10 protein-coding genes are annotated in these 17,277 nt (G+C 41.4%); 1 reads left to right on the forward strand and 9 read right to left on the reverse strand.

From position 1 onward, the window contains the following. Positions 1-114 precede the first annotated feature (114 nt). From trpC to scyA, 9 genes are all read right to left on the reverse strand, one after another. Entirely contained in the window at positions 115-942 is an 828-nt protein-coding gene (trpC, locus tag ACM0OX_RS29190) for an indole-3-glycerol phosphate synthase TrpC (RefSeq protein ID WP_414518488.1), read from the reverse strand. A gap of 254 nt (positions 943-1,196) precedes the next feature. Further along, complete coding sequence (locus ACM0OX_RS29195) at positions 1,197-3,389, reverse strand: anthranilate synthase (RefSeq protein ID WP_414518489.1); 2,193 nt, start codon at positions 3,387-3,389, stop codon at positions 1,197-1,199. 342 nt (positions 3,390-3,731) lie between these two features. Continuing rightward, positions 3,732-4,928: a 3-dehydroquinate synthase gene (locus tag ACM0OX_RS29200; RefSeq protein ID WP_414518490.1), complete on the reverse strand. Its 1,197-nt coding sequence runs from the start codon at positions 4,926-4,928 to the stop codon at positions 3,732-3,734. Positions 4,929-5,141: 213 nt separating this feature from the next. Then, positions 5,142-6,293 (reverse strand): scytonemin biosynthesis PEP-CTERM protein ScyF, encoded by a 1,152-nt coding sequence (scyF, locus tag ACM0OX_RS29205; protein WP_414518492.1) that lies wholly within the window; start codon positions 6,291-6,293, stop codon positions 5,142-5,144. Positions 6,294-6,449: 156 nt separating this feature from the next. Further along, entirely contained in the window at positions 6,450-7,748 is a 1,299-nt protein-coding gene (locus ACM0OX_RS29210; protein WP_414518493.1) for a ScyD/ScyE family protein, read from the reverse strand. A gap of 114 nt (positions 7,749-7,862) precedes the next feature. Next, complete coding sequence (locus ACM0OX_RS29215) at positions 7,863-9,125, reverse strand: ScyD/ScyE family protein (protein ID WP_414518494.1); 1,263 nt, start codon at positions 9,123-9,125, stop codon at positions 7,863-7,865. A gap of 80 nt (positions 9,126-9,205) precedes the next feature. Then, positions 9,206-10,174, reverse strand: a complete 969-nt coding sequence (gene scyC / locus ACM0OX_RS29220) for a scytonemin biosynthesis cyclase/decarboxylase ScyC (protein ID WP_414518495.1) — start codon at positions 10,172-10,174, stop codon at positions 9,206-9,208. 25 nt (positions 10,175-10,199) lie between these two features. Then, positions 10,200-11,261 carry a tryptophan dehydrogenase ScyB gene (scyB, locus tag ACM0OX_RS29225; protein ID WP_414518496.1) on the reverse strand — a complete coding sequence of 354 codons (1,062 nt, stop codon included), beginning with the start codon at positions 11,259-11,261 and terminating at the stop codon, positions 10,200-10,202. A 410-nt stretch (positions 11,262-11,671) separates the two neighbouring features. Beyond that, positions 11,672-13,552, reverse strand: coding sequence for a scytonemin biosynthesis protein ScyA (scyA, locus tag ACM0OX_RS29230; RefSeq protein ID WP_414518498.1), 1,881 nt, complete (start codon positions 13,550-13,552; stop codon positions 11,672-11,674). 1,663 nt (positions 13,553-15,215) lie between these two features. Between scyA and ACM0OX_RS29235 the strand changes: the two genes are divergently transcribed. Next, on the forward strand, positions 15,216-17,195 hold the full coding sequence (locus ACM0OX_RS29235) for a scytonemin biosynthesis sensor histidine kinase (protein ID WP_414518514.1): 1,980 nt from the start codon (positions 15,216-15,218) through the stop codon (positions 17,193-17,195). The last annotated feature ends 82 nt before the right edge of the window (positions 17,196-17,277 follow it).

Here is a 17,277-nt window from a genome sequence, read left to right on the forward strand (position 1 = left end):
CTGTGGTGCAACTCTAGAAGACTTGTGTGTACACCGTAGCCTAAAAGGAGAGAGGCTTTGAATCTTACTCCCCTTCCCTTGCAGGAAAGGGGCTGGGGGGGTTAGGTCTGTATTCTAAGAAAGGTTCAAAATCTCACGCACGGCTTGTTCTACATCGCTTTGTTTAACTAAAGACTCGCCAATCAAAACCGCACGCGCACCAGCCTCAGCGACAAGAGATAAATCAGCAGGTGTATACAGTCCAGACTCGCTGACGACGGTGATATCTAAGCTTTGTAATTGTTGTTGACGCTCTGCTAAAAGTTGCTGTGTGGTTCCTAAATCAAGGGTAAAATCTGCTAAATTGCGATTGTTGATTCCTACTAAACTTAGATTATCAAGTTTTAGCACTCGATCCAGTTCAGCCAAGGTATGGACTTCTACCAGTGCAGTCATACCTAAATCATGAATCATTCGCAAAAAGTCTTGGAGTTTTTGATCTGATAAAATAGCCGCGATTAACAATACAGCATCCGCGCCTGCTGTCCGTGCTAAATAAATTTGATAGGAGTTAACGATGAACTCCTTGCATAGTAAAGGTAATGCAACTTGTTGACGCACATTCCGCAGATTATCAAAACTGCCCTGAAAGAACTTACAATCGGTGAGGACTGATAGACAAGCTGCACCACCTCGTTCATAAGCTTGAGCAACAGCTACTGGGTCAAAATCTGCGCGGATAATCCCACGGCTAGGTGATGCTTTTTTTACCTCTGCAATTAAGCTCGGTTGGTTGGGGTTTTCTTGTAAAGCAGTCAAGAAATTTCGCACAGTCGGGGCTGCATTTAAATGTTGTCGCAAGGAGCCTAAAGGCAATTCTTGCTGCATTTGTGCAACTTCTTGCTTTTTATGCGACACAATTTCTTCAAGAATATGGCGGGAAGTGGCAACTTGATTAGTCATAATCTAGGTAAATGGGGAGGTTAGGAGTTAGGAGTTAGGAGTTAGGAGTTAAGAGTTATCTATGAGTTTTTGAGTTAAGAATTTCAGTTCTCCAAATTCCATAGGACTTACGCACAGGTAACGGAAAACGAACCACAAAGGGCGCATTCGCGCAGCGTCTCGTCAGAGAAGGTCACGGAGGAATGAGAGTTTGAGAGAGTCTTTGCGTAAGTCCTATTCTATATTCTTAACTCTCAACTTCTAACTCCTAACTCCTAACTCCTAACTAATGATTGCGTATATGCACGTACCACATTTTTAATGATTTCCAAACCGACTTCTCCACCTAAAGTCATGATTGATTCTGGATGAAACTGAACGGCGGCGATGGGAAGTGTCTGATGTTCAATGCCCATAATTACGTCGTCATCAGAAATCGCTGTTACTTTGAGTTCTTTTGGCAAACGTTGCGGTAGGGCAAACAATGAGTGATATCTACCCACTGCAAAGGATTCCGGTAAGTTTTTAAAGGTGACAGAATTGGAATCAGTGACGAAAATCCGTGAAGATTTACCATGTTGAGGATAGTTGAGAACTCCCAATTCGCCATCAAAAGCTTCAACGATGCCTTGCAATCCCAGACAAACTCCGAAAATCGGAATTTGGCGATGCAGAAGGGCGCCAACAGTCTGTGAAACCCCAAAATCACTTGGTCTACCAGGGCCAGGAGATAATACAACTAAGTCGGGGCGTTCTGTATCAAATAACGATTCTGAGAAACCATGACGGAGTGTAGTAACGCTTGCACCAGTTTGGCGGATGTAATTGGCTAAAGTATGAACAAATGAGTCTTCGTAGTCTATTAATAAGATACGTTTGCCAGAATTTACACCTGAAATCTGTTTACTTAATTTTAGAGAACTGGACTCATCAATTTTCTGACTCGTTTGCTTTACACGGCGAATCGTTTCAAATAAAGCAGCAGCTTTGGTAATTGTTTCTTGTTCTTCAGACTGTGGTATGGAGTCATAAAGGACAGTAGCCCCGACTCGCACTTCGGCGATACAATCTTTTAATCGAATTGTCCGCAGAATTAAGCCAGTATTTAAATTCCCGTTGAAATTTAAATAGCCGACTGCTCCACCATACCAACGTCGGGCGCTCTTTTCGTGCCGTTCAATAAAATCTATTGCTGCCCTTTTGGGTGCGCCGGTGACTGTGACTGCCCATGTATGCGAAAGAAAGGCATCTAAAGCATCGAATTGCGATCGCAGAGTACCCTCAACATGATCTACTGTATGTATCAGGTGGCTGTATAATTCAATCTGGCGACGACCAATGACTCTTACTGAACCAGGTTCGCAGATTCGGGATTTGTCATTGCGATCGACATCAGTACACATGGTCAACTCAGCTTCGTCTTTGTGAGAGTTGAGTAAATGACGAATTTGCACCGCATCATCAAGAGCATCTTGTCCCCGGCTAATAGTGCCACTAATCGGACAAGTTTCTACCCGCCTACCTTCAACCCGCACAAACATTTCTGGAGATGCACCAATCAGATATTCGCCACCTAAATTAAAAATAAATCCATAAGGACTAGGATTTATTTCCTTTAAGGTATTAAATAGTTTGCTGGGTTCGTCTTCATAGCCTTCAAAAAAGTTTTGACTAGGAACAACTTCAAACAAATCGCCTCTGCGGAAATAATCGAGTGCAACCTCAACTTTTTTCGCATATTCGCCTACTTTATGGTCAGCATTTTGATTCGGTAGCAGATGTTTGCCGCGATAATCTACAGACTCACCAGTTCTTGGAAGATTATTTGTGTTACCGTGCGCTGTTTTAAAATCATATTGTAGACGAAATGCACGTTGCTGATAGTAGTCAACAACAATCAATTCATCTGGCAAATAAAGTACCAAATCGCGCTGATCTGTAGGACGTTCTAGATGTTGGGTAATTGGTTCAAACTGAAAAACTAAGTCATAACCAAAAGCACCATACAAGCCTAAATGCTCGTCTTCTTGACTGGATAAAGTATATAGAATTTCCCTAACAACGGTAAATGATGAAGGCTGTTTACTGCGTTCTTCTTCAGTAAATAATTTTTCTGATGGTTTAATAAAGCCTCGAACAATGTTATTTTCTTGGGTGACATTCTCAAGTTGTTCTGACTGAGATAGTCTCTCTAAAAGAAATGGCAAAAGTACTTGACCGCGTTCATTCAACGCTATCAAAGTGAAAGCATTACCCTGTGTAGTCAACTCTAACGGTGGATTGACAAATCCGATTGCCCATCTTTTGTATCTGCCAGGATATTCGTAGCTACTCCTTAGCAACCCTCCACGCTGAGAATTTAAATGGAACAGAATATCATCGAGAGCAGTGTCCATCTTAACTTCAGTGATGGAGCGAGAGACACTTACACCACCAAGAGTTTTATAAGAACGTGAATCAAAAACCATGAGTAAGTTCTCTAGAATATTTGTTAGTCAATCATTAATCCTGATTAGTAGTTACTTTCAAACCTAGAACAGACTTAGATAACTTTCTATCAATCTAAGCCAAAATATTCTTTTTAAAAGATGTAATCAAAAACTTTTTAGTTCTTATTTAAGAATACTAGATATCAAGCAGATAATACATTGAATAATTTTTCGATTGGGTGTCAATTTATTCGCTTTTTATACTGCCTTTCTAGTACATTTCCCAACAACCCCATTTAAAACTCCACCTCCCCCAAAAGTAGTAAATAACCTCATAAAACCTCAGCGTACCTCCGCGCTTCCCTCAGCGCACCTTTGCGTTTAAAACTCCCCCCTCACTTCCCCCAACAACGATATTGCTTGCCCATACAAAAACAAATCCACCTCATGAACCTCAATTCTTTTTCCAATCCCTTGTAACAGCGTCAAAGTCAACTCCCCCCCCAAATGTTCGCGGAATTCAGTCAAACCCCGAAACAAACAACGAGGATCTTCCAATTGTGATAACTTATCAGCAAGTTCTGGCACATACAACGTGAAACCCAACGCCGATAAAGTCTTTAATATCCGTTGCCACTCCGAACAATCCAGCAATCCTGCTAAATAAGAATAGGTGCTATCCAAAGCAATACCGATCGCAACAGCTTCACCATGACGCAAGCGATAATTTGTTAAATGCTCCAGTTTATGAGCCGCCCAATGTCCAAAATCCAGGGGACGAGACGAACCCATTTCAAAAGGATCGCCGCTATTGGCAATATGTTCTAAATGCAACTGGGCGCAACGATAGATAACCTGTTGCATAGTATCCATATCTCGCCGCCTCAAAGCTGCGGTGTGAGAGTGGATAAAATCAAAAAAGCTAGCATCCTTAATCAGCGCCACTTTCACTGCTTCTGCAATCCCAGAACGCCAATCGCGATCGTCTAGAGTTGTCAAGAACGCAGAGTCATTTATAACTGCATAAGGTGGCGCAAATGTGCCAAGAAAGTTCTTTTTCCCAAAAGCATTGATGCCGTTTTTGACGCCAACCCCAGAATCATTTTGCGCTAACACCGTCGTCGGCACTCGAATGAGACGAATTCCCCGGTGAGCAGTTGCGGCTGCATATCCCACCAAATCCAACATCGCCCCGCCCCCGATCGCTAATATGTAAGAGTGGCGACATAATCCGGCAGCTTCAATCTGTTGCTGGATTTGCTCTACTAAAGTGCGATCGTTTTTGGCAGCCTCTCCTCCCGAAATTATCATGGGTTCAGCTGCGATCGCTAGTACCTCTGCATAAAACTTGGTATACGCGACTAATTGCTTCACCAATTCAGGTTGATACTTTAATATTCCTGCATCGATCGCTGCAACTATTTTCTTCGGTTTTGCCTCTTCATCCGCACCAATCACTTGAGCTAAGGTGGGATTTTTCAACTCAAATAAATTTTGAGTGAAGTAAACCTCGTAGTTAAAAGTAACCGAAACACGTTGATTAATTAATCTACTTTTTTGCTTGATGTCAACTACCATAAGTTTGTTTGCTCTTTAAATACTAATATTTGTGTGCATCTTGGATTGAAAATCTTGTTGGATAGCCATTGTCTTTAAAGGCTGCATAAAAATGTTGATTTTCTCTTCAAAAAAGCTTTGAACCTTTTCAATGTCCTGAAGATTTGTAGTAAGCACTTTAGTGCTTAAAAAATAAGGACTAAAGTCCTTACTACGAACTTGCTTACCTGACTACTAGCATTGTTTTTGCAATTCTTTCTCTAGTTGCCCGCGTTTCCGCAATGTGACGGTAACAGCCCCAAGTCCAAGCAATGCTAAACCCAATGCTGAACTAGATTCCGGTACTTGCCTTCTACCCTCTACGTTTAACACTTGGACGCGGCCTTGGAAAAAATCACCCACATAAAGCTTGCCATCTTTGTAGCTTGTGCCACCCGTCCAGTTAAATGTGCCTGGTGTAAGATCGAGGGGATCGCCAAAGGGTGGTTGACCTAGTTGGGGAGGTGCTGCTGCGGCAGGTTTACCATAAGCTGTCAGGAACTTACCGTTTTTATCGAATACTTGAACGCGGCTATTGATCGAATCAGCTACATAGATATTCTCAAACTCATCCACTTCTAAACCAATGGGCTGATTAAATTCCCCATCTCCACTGCCTTGTTTGCCAAATGTGAACAGAGAATTACCTTCTGGATCGAGTACTTGGACGCGATTGTTAAACTGGTCACTCACATAAAAATTGCCGCTGACTGGGGAAATTCTTAAACCTGCCGGCCCTTGAAACTGTCCAGGTTTAGTGCCAGAAGTACCAATACTACTAATTAGTTTGCCATCCTTAGTGTATTTATTGATCTTGTCGCCGCTAAAATCACCAATATACACATTGCCCGTTTTGTCAAATGTCACTCCAGATGGGCCAAAGAAAGCTCTACCTGGTATTAGACCGCCAAATTCACCAAATGAGTTAATAAACTTACCCTGGCGATCGAAGACATTAACGCGGTTGTTGAAAACATCACCGACATACAAATTCCCAGTCTGCGGATCGATTTCTAAAGCTGATGGCTCGTCGAATTGTCCAGGCCCTTTGCCGCCCTCGCCGATCGCTCCAATATAATTACCTTGAGGGTTAAATACTTCAACCTTGTTACCGATGTTTGGGTTAAAAGTGCCGTCCGGGTTCAGACCACGACCGTTACTTATAAGGGTATTCCCCGAATCGTCTACCGTTATCCCTTGGGGAACAAAAAGCTGCCCAGGAGCAAAGCCAGGGCTACCGATAGTCCGATCGAAGCTTAATGTTACAGACTTGGCTTGAACAGATGTTGCCAACACGGTGAATCCAGCACCGAGAATAGCAAGTGAAAAATTTTTGACTAATCCCATGAGTTTTAAGTCCTGGTTGTATGAGTTATACTCGTTCCTAGACTAATTTCGTTCCCCGTCCTAGTTTGGGAACTCTGAAATTTGGGCTGCTACCTCTTGTTGGAAATGCAACTTTCTCTCTGAGGCAGCAGCCTATTCTGTAAGCTCTACCAGCAATTAGACAGTCTCTACTTTGGCTAATTCTTTACTGCGTTTGCGCTTTAGCATTGAAGTTGCACCCAAAGCACTAGCAGCGAGCAGACCGATTGCAGAGGTGGGTTCGGGGACTTTGGTAACTCTTGGATCGATCTTGATAACTTGTCCTGTTCCTGCCAGTCTGGATCGGTTGGCGATATATAAATTACCATCAGGGCCATAAGTGATGCCAGAAGCGGCTTCTAGTCCATCACCACTCCAAATCGTTTCACGAGTTCCATCGGTGGCTATCTTGATCAAAGAACCACTAATATCACCAGTGATAATACCGCCCTGTTGAATTTCCTTCCATTCTGAACTATTGATGTGTTGCAAAGCGTACAAATTGCCCTTAGGGTCATAAGCTACGCCAGTCAGTTGTGTAAAGCCATCTTCGATGACTTTTGATTGTAAGGTATTGGGGTCAACGCTAAAAATACGTGCTTCTTTCTCTGGATAAGGAAAATAAGTGTATTCGCTAACTGTTAAACTGCCATCTGGAGCGATCGCAATTCCAGTCGGTACTGATTGTTGGGTTATTGGTAGGGCAGATGGATCTACACTTGGCCCAAGATCGGGAAATTCAAGTTTATTTCTATCTATCAGTTTCTGAGGGATTCCAGCTACGTTCTTAATACCACTACCATCAAGTCCTACAGAATATACTGTGTTTCCACCCCCATCAACTACGTAACCAGTCTCACCTTTAATTGCCAAAGCATAGGGGTTAGAAATTATATCTGTACCATCAGGATTATAGGCAGTTTCATAAGCTCCAAAATCCGCAAGAGTTGTCAACCCACCAGTTTTTAAGTCTACTTTGTATAATTTACCGAGGTCAGGCGATTTTAAAACGGTATCGCGGTTAGTGGGATCTCCTGCAAGACCAGTCAACAGATAAGCGTTACCTAGAGAATCAAATTTGATGTCAGCAGGCCCGGCTGCTTGTTCTCCAGAGGGAGATAACGCTAAAGAAGTCAGATTGGAAAGTATATTTGTTTTTGTACCGTCCTTAGCAATTTTGAGCAGGGAGCCATTCTGACCAGCACATAAAGGAATATACCCGGCGCTAGGTGATGCAATACATCTTCCGTCTTTGCCATCACCGCCAGAACCACTCTCTGTCACAAAAAGATTCCCACTAGAATCAAAGCCGATTCCGCGTGGATTACTAAGACCATCGGCAACTACCGTTAGGCTGGCGGCTTCGGCTGCTTTTGGTGCAGATACGGCAGCAATACAAACAGTCAAAAGTGTAAGAGTAAATGATTTGAGTTTCATACCTTTAAAGATTGAGAGTTAAATAAGTGGAAAACTTTATGGTTTTGAAGACAATGAATCCCAGTCTTTGAGGAACGCAGAATTGGTTTGAAACTCTTTATTGAGCGTCACAATTCATTTATGGGATGGTTGGGGGATTCTTTTCTTGTGCAACCAAGCAACGCCCAAGGCAGCGATCGCTAATACGCCTAAATTAGAATCAGGTTCAGGTACAGATTTGATATTTTCAATTCTGAGAACTTGTCCTTGACCAGGGCGATCGCCTCGGTTGGTGACGTATACTGCACCATCAGCACCAATAGTCAAGGCGCTAGGCGACTCTAATCCATTGCCATTCAGCAGAGTGGTGCGTGTGCCATTGGGAGCTATTTTGATGACAGAACCATCAAAATTACCCTTCCAGGCTGACTGATTGGCGTACTGCAAAGCATACAAATTGCCCGCAGGATCGAATTCCAAGTCTGTGAGTTGGGTAAAACCATCGGCGAAGACAGTTGGTTTACCATCAGCACCGACTCGATAGATTTTTGCCCCACCTTCTGGGAAAGGGAAACCAGTAAATTGGCTGATGTAATAAGCACCATCAGGGCCTTTTGCCACCCCTGAAGGTACTGGTTGAGTTGCAAACTGCGATCGCACCACTTCCCCTTGAGATGGAACCTGCGCAGGTTCATTGGATGGGGTATTAGAAGGTGGAAAGACGGGATTCGTCAAGATGTCTTCGGGGAAGGTGGTAATAGTTTGCAAATTACTGCCACCAGTATTAACACTGAGTACGTCGTTTGCACCCGCATCAACTGCAACTAACTTATTACCATCTATTACGAAACCCAAAGGATTGCTACCGACATCACCACCATCGGGATTATTGGCGAGTTCATAGTTAGCTAAATCAGCAACACTTGTCCAGGAATTGGTATTAAAGTCGGGAGCGATGATTTTACCGAGGTCAGTGTAACCTAAATTGCGATCGCGAAAGGCTGGATTCGCCCCATATCCAATCAGAACATAAGGTTTACCTGTAGCATCAAATTGGATATCACGAGGGCCACCGGCTCCAGTACCATCTGGTAATGCTATAGAAGGTAGTCCTGTAAGTATGCGCTCGGTTTTACCATTCTCAATTTTGGTAACTGCCCCACTTGTGCCATAGCATAAAGAGTCACCTTGACCGCTTGCTGGTGGAACACAACCGCCACTTCCCCCAATTCCCGCCTCTGTAACATAGAGATTACCATCAGGACTAAAGCTTAGTCCTCCGGCATTATATAGACCGTCGGCGATTACTGAAAAGGATGCAGCTGAGGCAGCTTTCATTCCCGAAAAAGTGGCAACACAAAAGGTGAGGATAGTAATAGTAAGTTGTTTGTGTTTCATGTGTTGCAATACAGGTAATCTTGTGGAATTGAGGGAAACGCAAAGGGACGCTAAGGCAAACGCAGAGGAGCGCTAAGGTTTTAGTTGGTAACTAGGGGTTCTTGTATTTTTGGTAGATAGCTCATTCCTCGGTCAAATGATTTGAGGTTCCCAGCTTTGGCTTCGAGTAAACGTTTGATATTCATACTTTCAGCACCAAAGTCTTCAATTTGAAGTTTGCCGTGGCTAACAGTTCCATCTGTTTTCCAGAATGTGATTCGATGCAGAATGAAACCAGAAGCTTCGGGATCGGCGAAAGCATAAGCGGTTGGAATGAGTAACGCTACAGAACGCTGATAATATTCGTAATCTGGATAAAAGTGTTCTTGTTCAAGCAAGTAGTATTTACTCAACGAATGAACTCGCACAGAAACTTTTACTTTTTGGTCATATTCATCTTTGAATTCACCTGATTCAGCAGCGATCTCACCATTTGGTCGTAGCAAATGCGCCCACTCATCTAAATTTTTTAAGTCTTTTAAGTATTCAATGCCGATTTCAATTGGGGCATCAACATAAATGGTGTCTGTATCGATAAAGTGGCTTCCTTTAGCTGCTGAGGTCAGGCCAGCTTTGCGTTCCAAATTACCTTTGAGAGAACGACATTCAGAAGTATGTACTGTATGAATTCCCTGCATAATCATCTGAGTCTGTCGTTTGGGATCGACAAAGCTCAACCAGTGAAAATATACACCTTTTTCATCTGTTCCCGGCTCGATGTAGTCGGTGGGAAACAGCAAAACAGGGTAAACCTGAAAATATTTCTGATACTCTAATCCACAGTGCCACTCAATGCCATAGAAAAGTGGATTTTCTAGTTTTTTAACATGATAGTAAAGATTTTTGTGATAACCAGACGCAGTTCCCAGCCAGGTATCTTCGTCAATTTGCTCTTTCATCCGGCTATAAAGCGTCCATTCATCTAAATTCTTTAAACTACAAAGGTAGTCAAAAGCGCTTTCTGGTGAAGTAGCAATATATGCTGATGTAGCAAAGGTATTTTTTTCCATTGTTCACTCCTGAAGATAATAATAATTAAGCTGCGATCGCCCTAGTCTGATTTCGCTTACCGTTCTCGATCCGGTCTTCTGCTAATCGTTTAGCAGCATCGTTAGTAGTAACTCCTTGCTCTTTAGCAATCTCAAAAATTGCTAATAGCGTGTCATAAATGTTATGCACTTGCTTGAAAGCTTTTTCTTCGTCATAACCAATCATTTCGTTGTAAACATTGATTAGTCCTCCAGCATTAATTACATAATCAGGGCTGTAAAGAATCCCTTTTTTAGCAAGCATTTGACTATGTAGTTGCTCGTTGTCCAATTGATTATTAGCTGCACCAGCAATAATCGAAGCTTGTAAAAAAGGAATTGTATGACTATTAAGAATTCCTCCTAAAGCGCAAGGAGCGAATATATCTACATCCAGAGCATAAATTTCATTTGGTTCTACAACGGTTGCGCCAAAAAGGCGTTTTACTTCTTCCGCTTTTGCTGGATCTACATCGCTCACAAAAAGCTGGACTTCATGCTCATGTAAGTGGCGGCAGAGATTTTTACCAACATTTCCTAAGCCTTGAACTGCAACCTTCATGCCATCAAGTCTTTTGCTCTGCCAACGAGATTCTACAGCGGCTTTAATTCCTAGAAAAACTCCTAGTGATGTTATGGGAGCAGGGCCACCAGATTTTTCTGATACCCCAACAACATATTTCGTTTCTTGACTAATTGTCCGCACATCGTCAGGGGTAATATTGACATCTTGTCCGGTAATAAAACGCCCATTCAAGCTATCAACAAAACGTCCATAAGCTCTCAACAAATCATCTGTCTTATTTTCAGGATTAGCGATAATGACTGCTTTGCCTCCACCAGCCGGAATGTTGGCACAAGCAGCTTTATATGTCATTCCACGACTCAGACGAAGTGCATCTTTTAAAGCAGCTTCTTCGTTGATATAAGGCATGAGTCTTGTAGCTCCCATCGCTGGGCCCAAGCTAGTGTCATGGATGGCAATAATTGCCTTAATTTCGGGATTTTTACCATGACAAAAAAGAACTTGTTCGTGACCCATTTCTCTAACAGTTTCAAATAGCAGCATCTTGATCTCTCGATATTGTTTGGGATTGCTTAGAGAAAGTAATGAACATTACAAAATGTAAATGTATAGATACAAAAACCCTCTGAAAGATTAAGATTGGATGAAGTAAGAGAGACTTTTGTGTTCAAAAAAACATTTAAAATTCCAGTTTTGTGAGCGTGGTTATTCGCTGGTATAAGAGAATGAGGAAACGAACCGCAAAGGGCGCAGAGAACGCAAAGGTAAAAAAGCTGTAAAGGATTTTTGCATTGGGATGCTCCCGTGTTTTACTCTCTTCCTTTGCGTCCTTCTCTAAGGAGACGCTGCGCGTAGCTTGCTTCCCCGAAGGGGTATGTGGTTCTTTAAAAAAATTTTCGAGCCGGAAGAGAGTAGTGTGTATAACAATCTCATTCGATTACCAGCTTTTAAAATCAAACCATTGGAAATGAAACTTGCTTGACTGCATTTTTAGCGGCACTTGATTTAACTCCTTGTGCTGCCAAACTCTTATTACGTCCACCAGAAGGTGCTGGGCGATCGGCGTCAATCACTACATCAATGAGAAAGGGAACGGTTGATGCGATCGCTTGTTCTAATGCGGCTTCAATATCTGACTCTCTGACAACGACGATCGCTTCTGCTCCCATCCCACGAGCAATCATGGCAAAGTTCGTCGGTGGAAGTGTTGCATCTGCGCCCTTTAACCCCAAGATTTTCATCCCTTGATGGCACATGTTGTAACGCGCATCGTTAAGTACAATCCAGATTGCCGGAATTTTGTATTTCACGGCTGTGCTGATTTCGTTATTCATCAGCATTGCTCCATCGCCGACAATACCCACAGCTTTACTATTATTTGCTAACGCTGCACCCAACACTCCGGTGACGGCGTGACCCATTGCGCCGACTCCGGTGCTGACTCGGTAACGATTGGCTTCGGCAAATTGCAGTAGATGCGTTGACCAAGTAAAGGAGTTACCACACTCTGCCATCACTACAGCATCACTACCCTCAACAACGATCTTTTGAATTGCTGCCATCAATACTTCTGGACGTACTGGATAATCTACGTCTGATGCTGGTTCAATTGCTTTGTGTTCTGGACGAGGTAGTAGCAAAGTCGTGGAATCAGGAGCATCTGTTAATTGCTGCAACAACTCTTCCACAAAAGCTTTGATATCAGACCGAACTGCAAAAGTTTCAACGTGAGGATAGGCTACACCTGGAACTTCCGGGTCAATATCAACATGGACAAAACCTCTTTTTGGAACTAGCGCCGAACTCCAGAAGGAAGTCGGTTCGCCAAGACGGGTTCCTAATACGAGTGTGCGTAGTGGAGGCTGTTCTTCCATATAAGTTAAGACGGAAGCATGACCCCCTAAACCTGTAACACCCACAAATTGAGGATGATCTTCAGGGAAAATACCTTTACCACGGGGCGAACACATAACGGCTGCTCCAGTTTTTTCAGCGAGTTCAAGGATTTCGGCTGCTGCATCACGCGCACCGAAACCAACCCAGATAGCAAAGGGGCCAGATGATAATAACTCTACAGATTTAGCGATCGCTTCTTTGGAAGCAGTCATTGGAAAGGGAGAAATATCTAGCTGAGGTAATGCTACATCCTCAACTAAACTTGTTTGCACAGCAGTAGGAATACTCAAATGGGCGACAAATCCGCCTGGTTGCGCCATAGCCAAAGCCAATTTACGAAAAATCTGCGGTAATTGAGCCGCAGATTCAATCGTGATTGCATAGTTGAATAGCGCTCCTGAGGTAAAAATTCCCCCACTTGGCAACGTATAAGTGCTGGTTTCTTGAATTGCCCAACGTCCACGCTGCGGTGCTGAGGTGCAAGCTGACAGTAAAATTACCTTTGCACCTTCACCACGAGCCGCAAATAATCCGGTAATGGCATTGGTGATCCCCGGCCCGGCTGTGGTAAAAACTACGGTGGGGCGATTATTCGCAAAGTAAGCTTCGGTGGCTGCAAAGGCGGCTCCGGCTTCATGGCGGAAGTTCAATACCTCAATGCTGCTATTGGATAGTGCGCCCCAAAGGCTGGCCATTGCACCACCAGCGACACCAAAAGCGTAGCTTACTCCCAAATTTTCCAACATCTGAGCGATCGCATCGGCAACTGAGAGCGTTGGAGCAATTTCATCGTTTAGAAAAGGCTGAATTCCCCCATTCTTCTCTAATTCATCAAGCTGACGGGAGTCAGACACAGATTCTACATATCTGTTCTCTGGAAGTTCCTTGTATGGCTCAGTGGTGATGAGAGGATTTGAACCAGTATAGTTTTGACTCATTAGTTTCACGTAATTACAGAAAGTTACACAAAGGCTTTTTAGTTTACAATCACAGCGCTAGAAATATTTAATACAAACAACTCTGTTGTTTCTCACAGCTATGATCTAGCTTGGTCAAGAGTAGAAATGGCTGATCGCTGCTGATTGATGCTTGTGAGCGCAGTACCAAAAAATTTTTACCGAAAGCATACAGCAGTTGAGGCTGTGCTTCTTGTCACCAGAATAAAGGAGATGAAGACTGTCGTGCAATCAAAAATCTTTTGATGGGGGTGTCAAATTTTTCGCTTCTATAGCGGTGACTACAGTATTTAAGTAGATTAGCGGGGAAAAACTAAATGGTGTAAAGATATATAAACTAGCAATTAACCCGAAGTTAAGCGTGTCTCAGAATCTTTACAAAACGTCATATAGCTAGCTTTAATAGCACCGATTTAATTAATAAACCCCTGGTGAGGTTCTTATTCACTACAATGAAAACCTAATTTACAATGAAAAATCTTTTGGTGTAGGTGTCAATTCTTTCGCTTTAATTGTGATTGTGACATTTGCAACTTAGTCACCGGAAAGATTGATATTCTGCGACCGCACAAACGGTACATTAATAAATTTACAATAGGAAATCTTTGGATGTAGGTGTCAATTCTTTCGCTTTAGAACTTACACAACTTTTTATCCGAATTTAAGCATGAGGAGATTTAGCGGTCTTTATATTGCCAGCAAAAACTCCTTGAGTCAATTATTTGTAACGATAAAGACATTATTTTTTAACTTTTTATAGTTCCTTTGAAGGATGACAAAGTATTAGGCACATAAATAAATTAAAAAGGCGTATTTTAAAGTACGTAAACCACGAATATATACTTAGTACACGAATGCAGTGTTTCTTGAGGATAAAACAAACACAATCCTATACGTAAAAATATACGTATTATCTTAATACAAATGTACTTCTTCCGACGGATGACTAAGCATATTCTTCTATAGTTAAATCCCTGAGAGAGTAAGTTAAGATAAATTAAGAAAATGAGTTGATGAGTTGAAGTTTATTCATTTAAGCCAGGTTCAGCACTGCAAATTCATTTATGTTGAAAATCAAACGACTCTACACAAGTAGTTCGCCAAAGTGCTTGGTAGGGAAAATGTTAAAGTATAAAAGTTTTTATATTTTAACTTTTCCCCAGTGGAAACCCAGGAATTTTAGGTTGATGAACTCTTGTAGAGACGTAGTATTGCTACGTCTCTACAAGAGTTATTGATAACGCATAATTAATTTGTGGAGATGTCTATGAATTAGTTCTGGTGCAGAACGAGTTTAAATTGAAAATATCTCTTCTACTTATAAATTAAGAGTTCAAAACTCTTAATAAGGTCGATTGGCTAATCTAGATTTGATTTGCCTAAATATTGTGTGTGTTCCTATAAAAAGCTCTTTAAGTCAAGAAGATTTAAAAAAAATCTTTAGTTTTTTTAGGAATATTTGATTCAATAATTTCCATTATATTGGTATAATAAGTTTTGTTAAGGCAATTAGTAATATTTTTTAATAGTACTAACTAATTTTATTTTTTAACATCCGAACAGTACACCAAAGATTTTAGTAAGTTATGGCTATTAACTCTTTAATGGACATGGTGCTGATTGATTATCAGGGGGAAGTATGAATATGAATTCTGGTGAATATACACTAGCTATATCAAATCATCAATGGGCACTACAACCAGAAATAGAGATGAAGTTTGCTCACTTTCTAATAAATCATGCTGTAGATGCTGCCTTCTGCTTAGGAGCAAACGCGCAGTTTCTTTACGTCAACGATGCCACTTGTCTGATGACTGAGTATTCCCGTGAGGAATTACTTTCTATGAGTCTGCATGATATAGATATAGATTTTTCGCTGCATAATTGGTCAGATATTAGCTCACAGGGTTCCCTTTCCTTTAAATCTCGCTATCGGACAAAAGGAGGTCGAATATTTCTGGTAGAAATATCCATGAACTATGTAAAACACCAAGATATAGAATTTGGCTGTGCTTTTGCTCGTGAAAAAACTGATGAAATAGTAGAATTGAGCGTGCAAAAATGGACTGATGAATTAAAAGATGCCAAAGACAATTTGCAACAAGAATTTTCTCAACTCAAGTCTAAAGAAGTAGAACTAGAAACATCTCTTTGTTTACTTCGTTCTACTCTTGAGTCTACTGCAATTGGTATTGTTGCAGTTAACTTTGAGGGAGATATTCTAAGCTTGAATCAGAAATTTGTGGATATGTGGCAGATACCAGAGTCCCTAATATTATCTAAAAAATGTCCTCGATGCAAAGCATTTTTTGAGAACCAACTTAAAGATCCACAAGCCTTTAGTCGGCTGATTTGGGAAGTGTCTAGCCAATCTGATTTCGAGAGCTACGATATTCTGGAGTTGAAAGATGGAAGAGTTTTTGCACATTACTCTAAACCTCAGTTGCTCGAGGGTAAAATTATTGGGAGAGTGTGGAGTATTTGGGACATTACTGAATCGAAACAGACTGAAGAAGCATTACGTCTGAACGCGACTAGATTTCGGACAATAGCCGAAACCACAGATGCCGGCACTTTTCTGATTCAAGGTACGCGGCTTTGCTATATAAATCCGGCAGTAGAACAACTCACTGGCTATACAAAAGAAGAACTACTAACAGGTTTTGATCTTCGCCGACTGATTAAGAGCAAAAAACGCAGGCAAGTACGTAACCCGGATGAAGCCGCTAACTTTGAATATCAGGAGATGAATATTTTAACAAAAAACGGCACGGAGCGCTGGCTAGCCTGTGCAGTTGCCAAGCTTGATGGAGGGCTGGATTTTGGGGGAAACCCAGTCGAACTGATTGCAGGTATCGATATTACTGATTACAAATATGCAGAATTAGGTCTTAATCAAGCTTTAGAACAAGCCAAACAACTTAGCGAACTTAGAGCGCGTTTTCTTTCTATGGTTTGCCATCAATTCCGAACTCCACTGAATATTGTTTCATTTTCTAATAGTTTACTTAAAGAAGAAGTAGACAAACGTACACAGAAGAAAATCCAACCATTACTCGATCACATTCAAAAAGCTACCGAACAACTGAGTCTGATGTTGGATGATATTTTGTTCTTCTCTAAGGCAGAATCAGCAAAATTAAACTTTGAACCAAAACCGCTTGAGTTAGTTCAATTTTGTCAGGATTTAGTTGCACAAATGCAGATGATTATTAGTCAAAAATCAATCAATTTTGTAAGTCAAGATAGCTCTCTAACAGCCTATATAGATAAAAAACTACTAGAGCCGATTTTGAAGAATTTACTTGATAACGCAATTAAGTATTCTCCATTAAATCAGGAAATTAGCTTAGAACTATCTTGCCAAAATGAAAAATTAATTTTCCAAGTCAAAGATAGAGGGATCGGGATTTTAGTAGAAGATCAACAGCGAATATTTGAGCCATTTTACCGTGGTAGTAATATCGATCGTATACCTGGTACTGGGCTAGGACTCTCGATTCTTAAAACCCTTGTAGATTTACATCATGGTCAAGTTTCTGTAGAAAGTGAAGTTGATGTTGGCACTACGTTTACTATAATTCTGCCATTAATTAAATCAGAGCTTACCTGTTCCGAGTTATGAGTGTTGAAATGAAGATAGTTGTTAAGTTATTAATTAACAATCATAACTCTCGGAACGATTTAATTAATTTCATTCCTATTTA

Origin of the sequence: Nostoc sp. PCC 9305 (assembly GCF_963920915.1) — a bacterium.
Taxonomy (GTDB): Bacteria; Cyanobacteriota; Cyanobacteriia; order Cyanobacteriales; family Nostocaceae; genus Nostoc.

Excerpts from the sequence above, each read along its gene's own strand:
- ACM0OX_RS29210 (WP_414518493.1), bottom strand. The coding sequence starts at position 7,748 with ATGAAACTCAAATCATTTACTCTTACACTTTTGACTGTTTGTATTGCT.
- trpC (WP_414518488.1), bottom strand. The coding sequence starts at position 942 with ATGACTAATCAAGTTGCCACTTCCCGCCATATTCTTGAAGAAATTGTG.
- scyF (WP_414518492.1), bottom strand. The coding sequence starts at position 6,293 with ATGGGATTAGTCAAAAATTTTTCACTTGCTATTCTCGGTGCTGGATTC.
- ACM0OX_RS29235 (WP_414518514.1), top strand. The coding sequence starts at position 15,216 with ATGAATTCTGGTGAATATACACTAGCTATATCAAATCATCAATGGGCA.
- ACM0OX_RS29200 (WP_414518490.1), bottom strand. The coding sequence starts at position 4,928 with ATGGTAGTTGACATCAAGCAAAAAAGTAGATTAATTAATCAACGTGTT.
- ACM0OX_RS29215 (WP_414518494.1), bottom strand. The coding sequence starts at position 9,125 with ATGAAACACAAACAACTTACTATTACTATCCTCACCTTTTGTGTTGCC.
- scyC (WP_414518495.1), bottom strand. The coding sequence starts at position 10,174 with ATGGAAAAAAATACCTTTGCTACATCAGCATATATTGCTACTTCACCA.
- scyA (WP_414518498.1), bottom strand. The coding sequence starts at position 13,552 with ATGAGTCAAAACTATACTGGTTCAAATCCTCTCATCACCACTGAGCCA.
- scyB (WP_414518496.1), bottom strand. The coding sequence starts at position 11,261 with ATGCTGCTATTTGAAACTGTTAGAGAAATGGGTCACGAACAAGTTCTT.
- ACM0OX_RS29195 (WP_414518489.1), bottom strand. The coding sequence starts at position 3,389 with ATGGTTTTTGATTCACGTTCTTATAAAACTCTTGGTGGTGTAAGTGTC.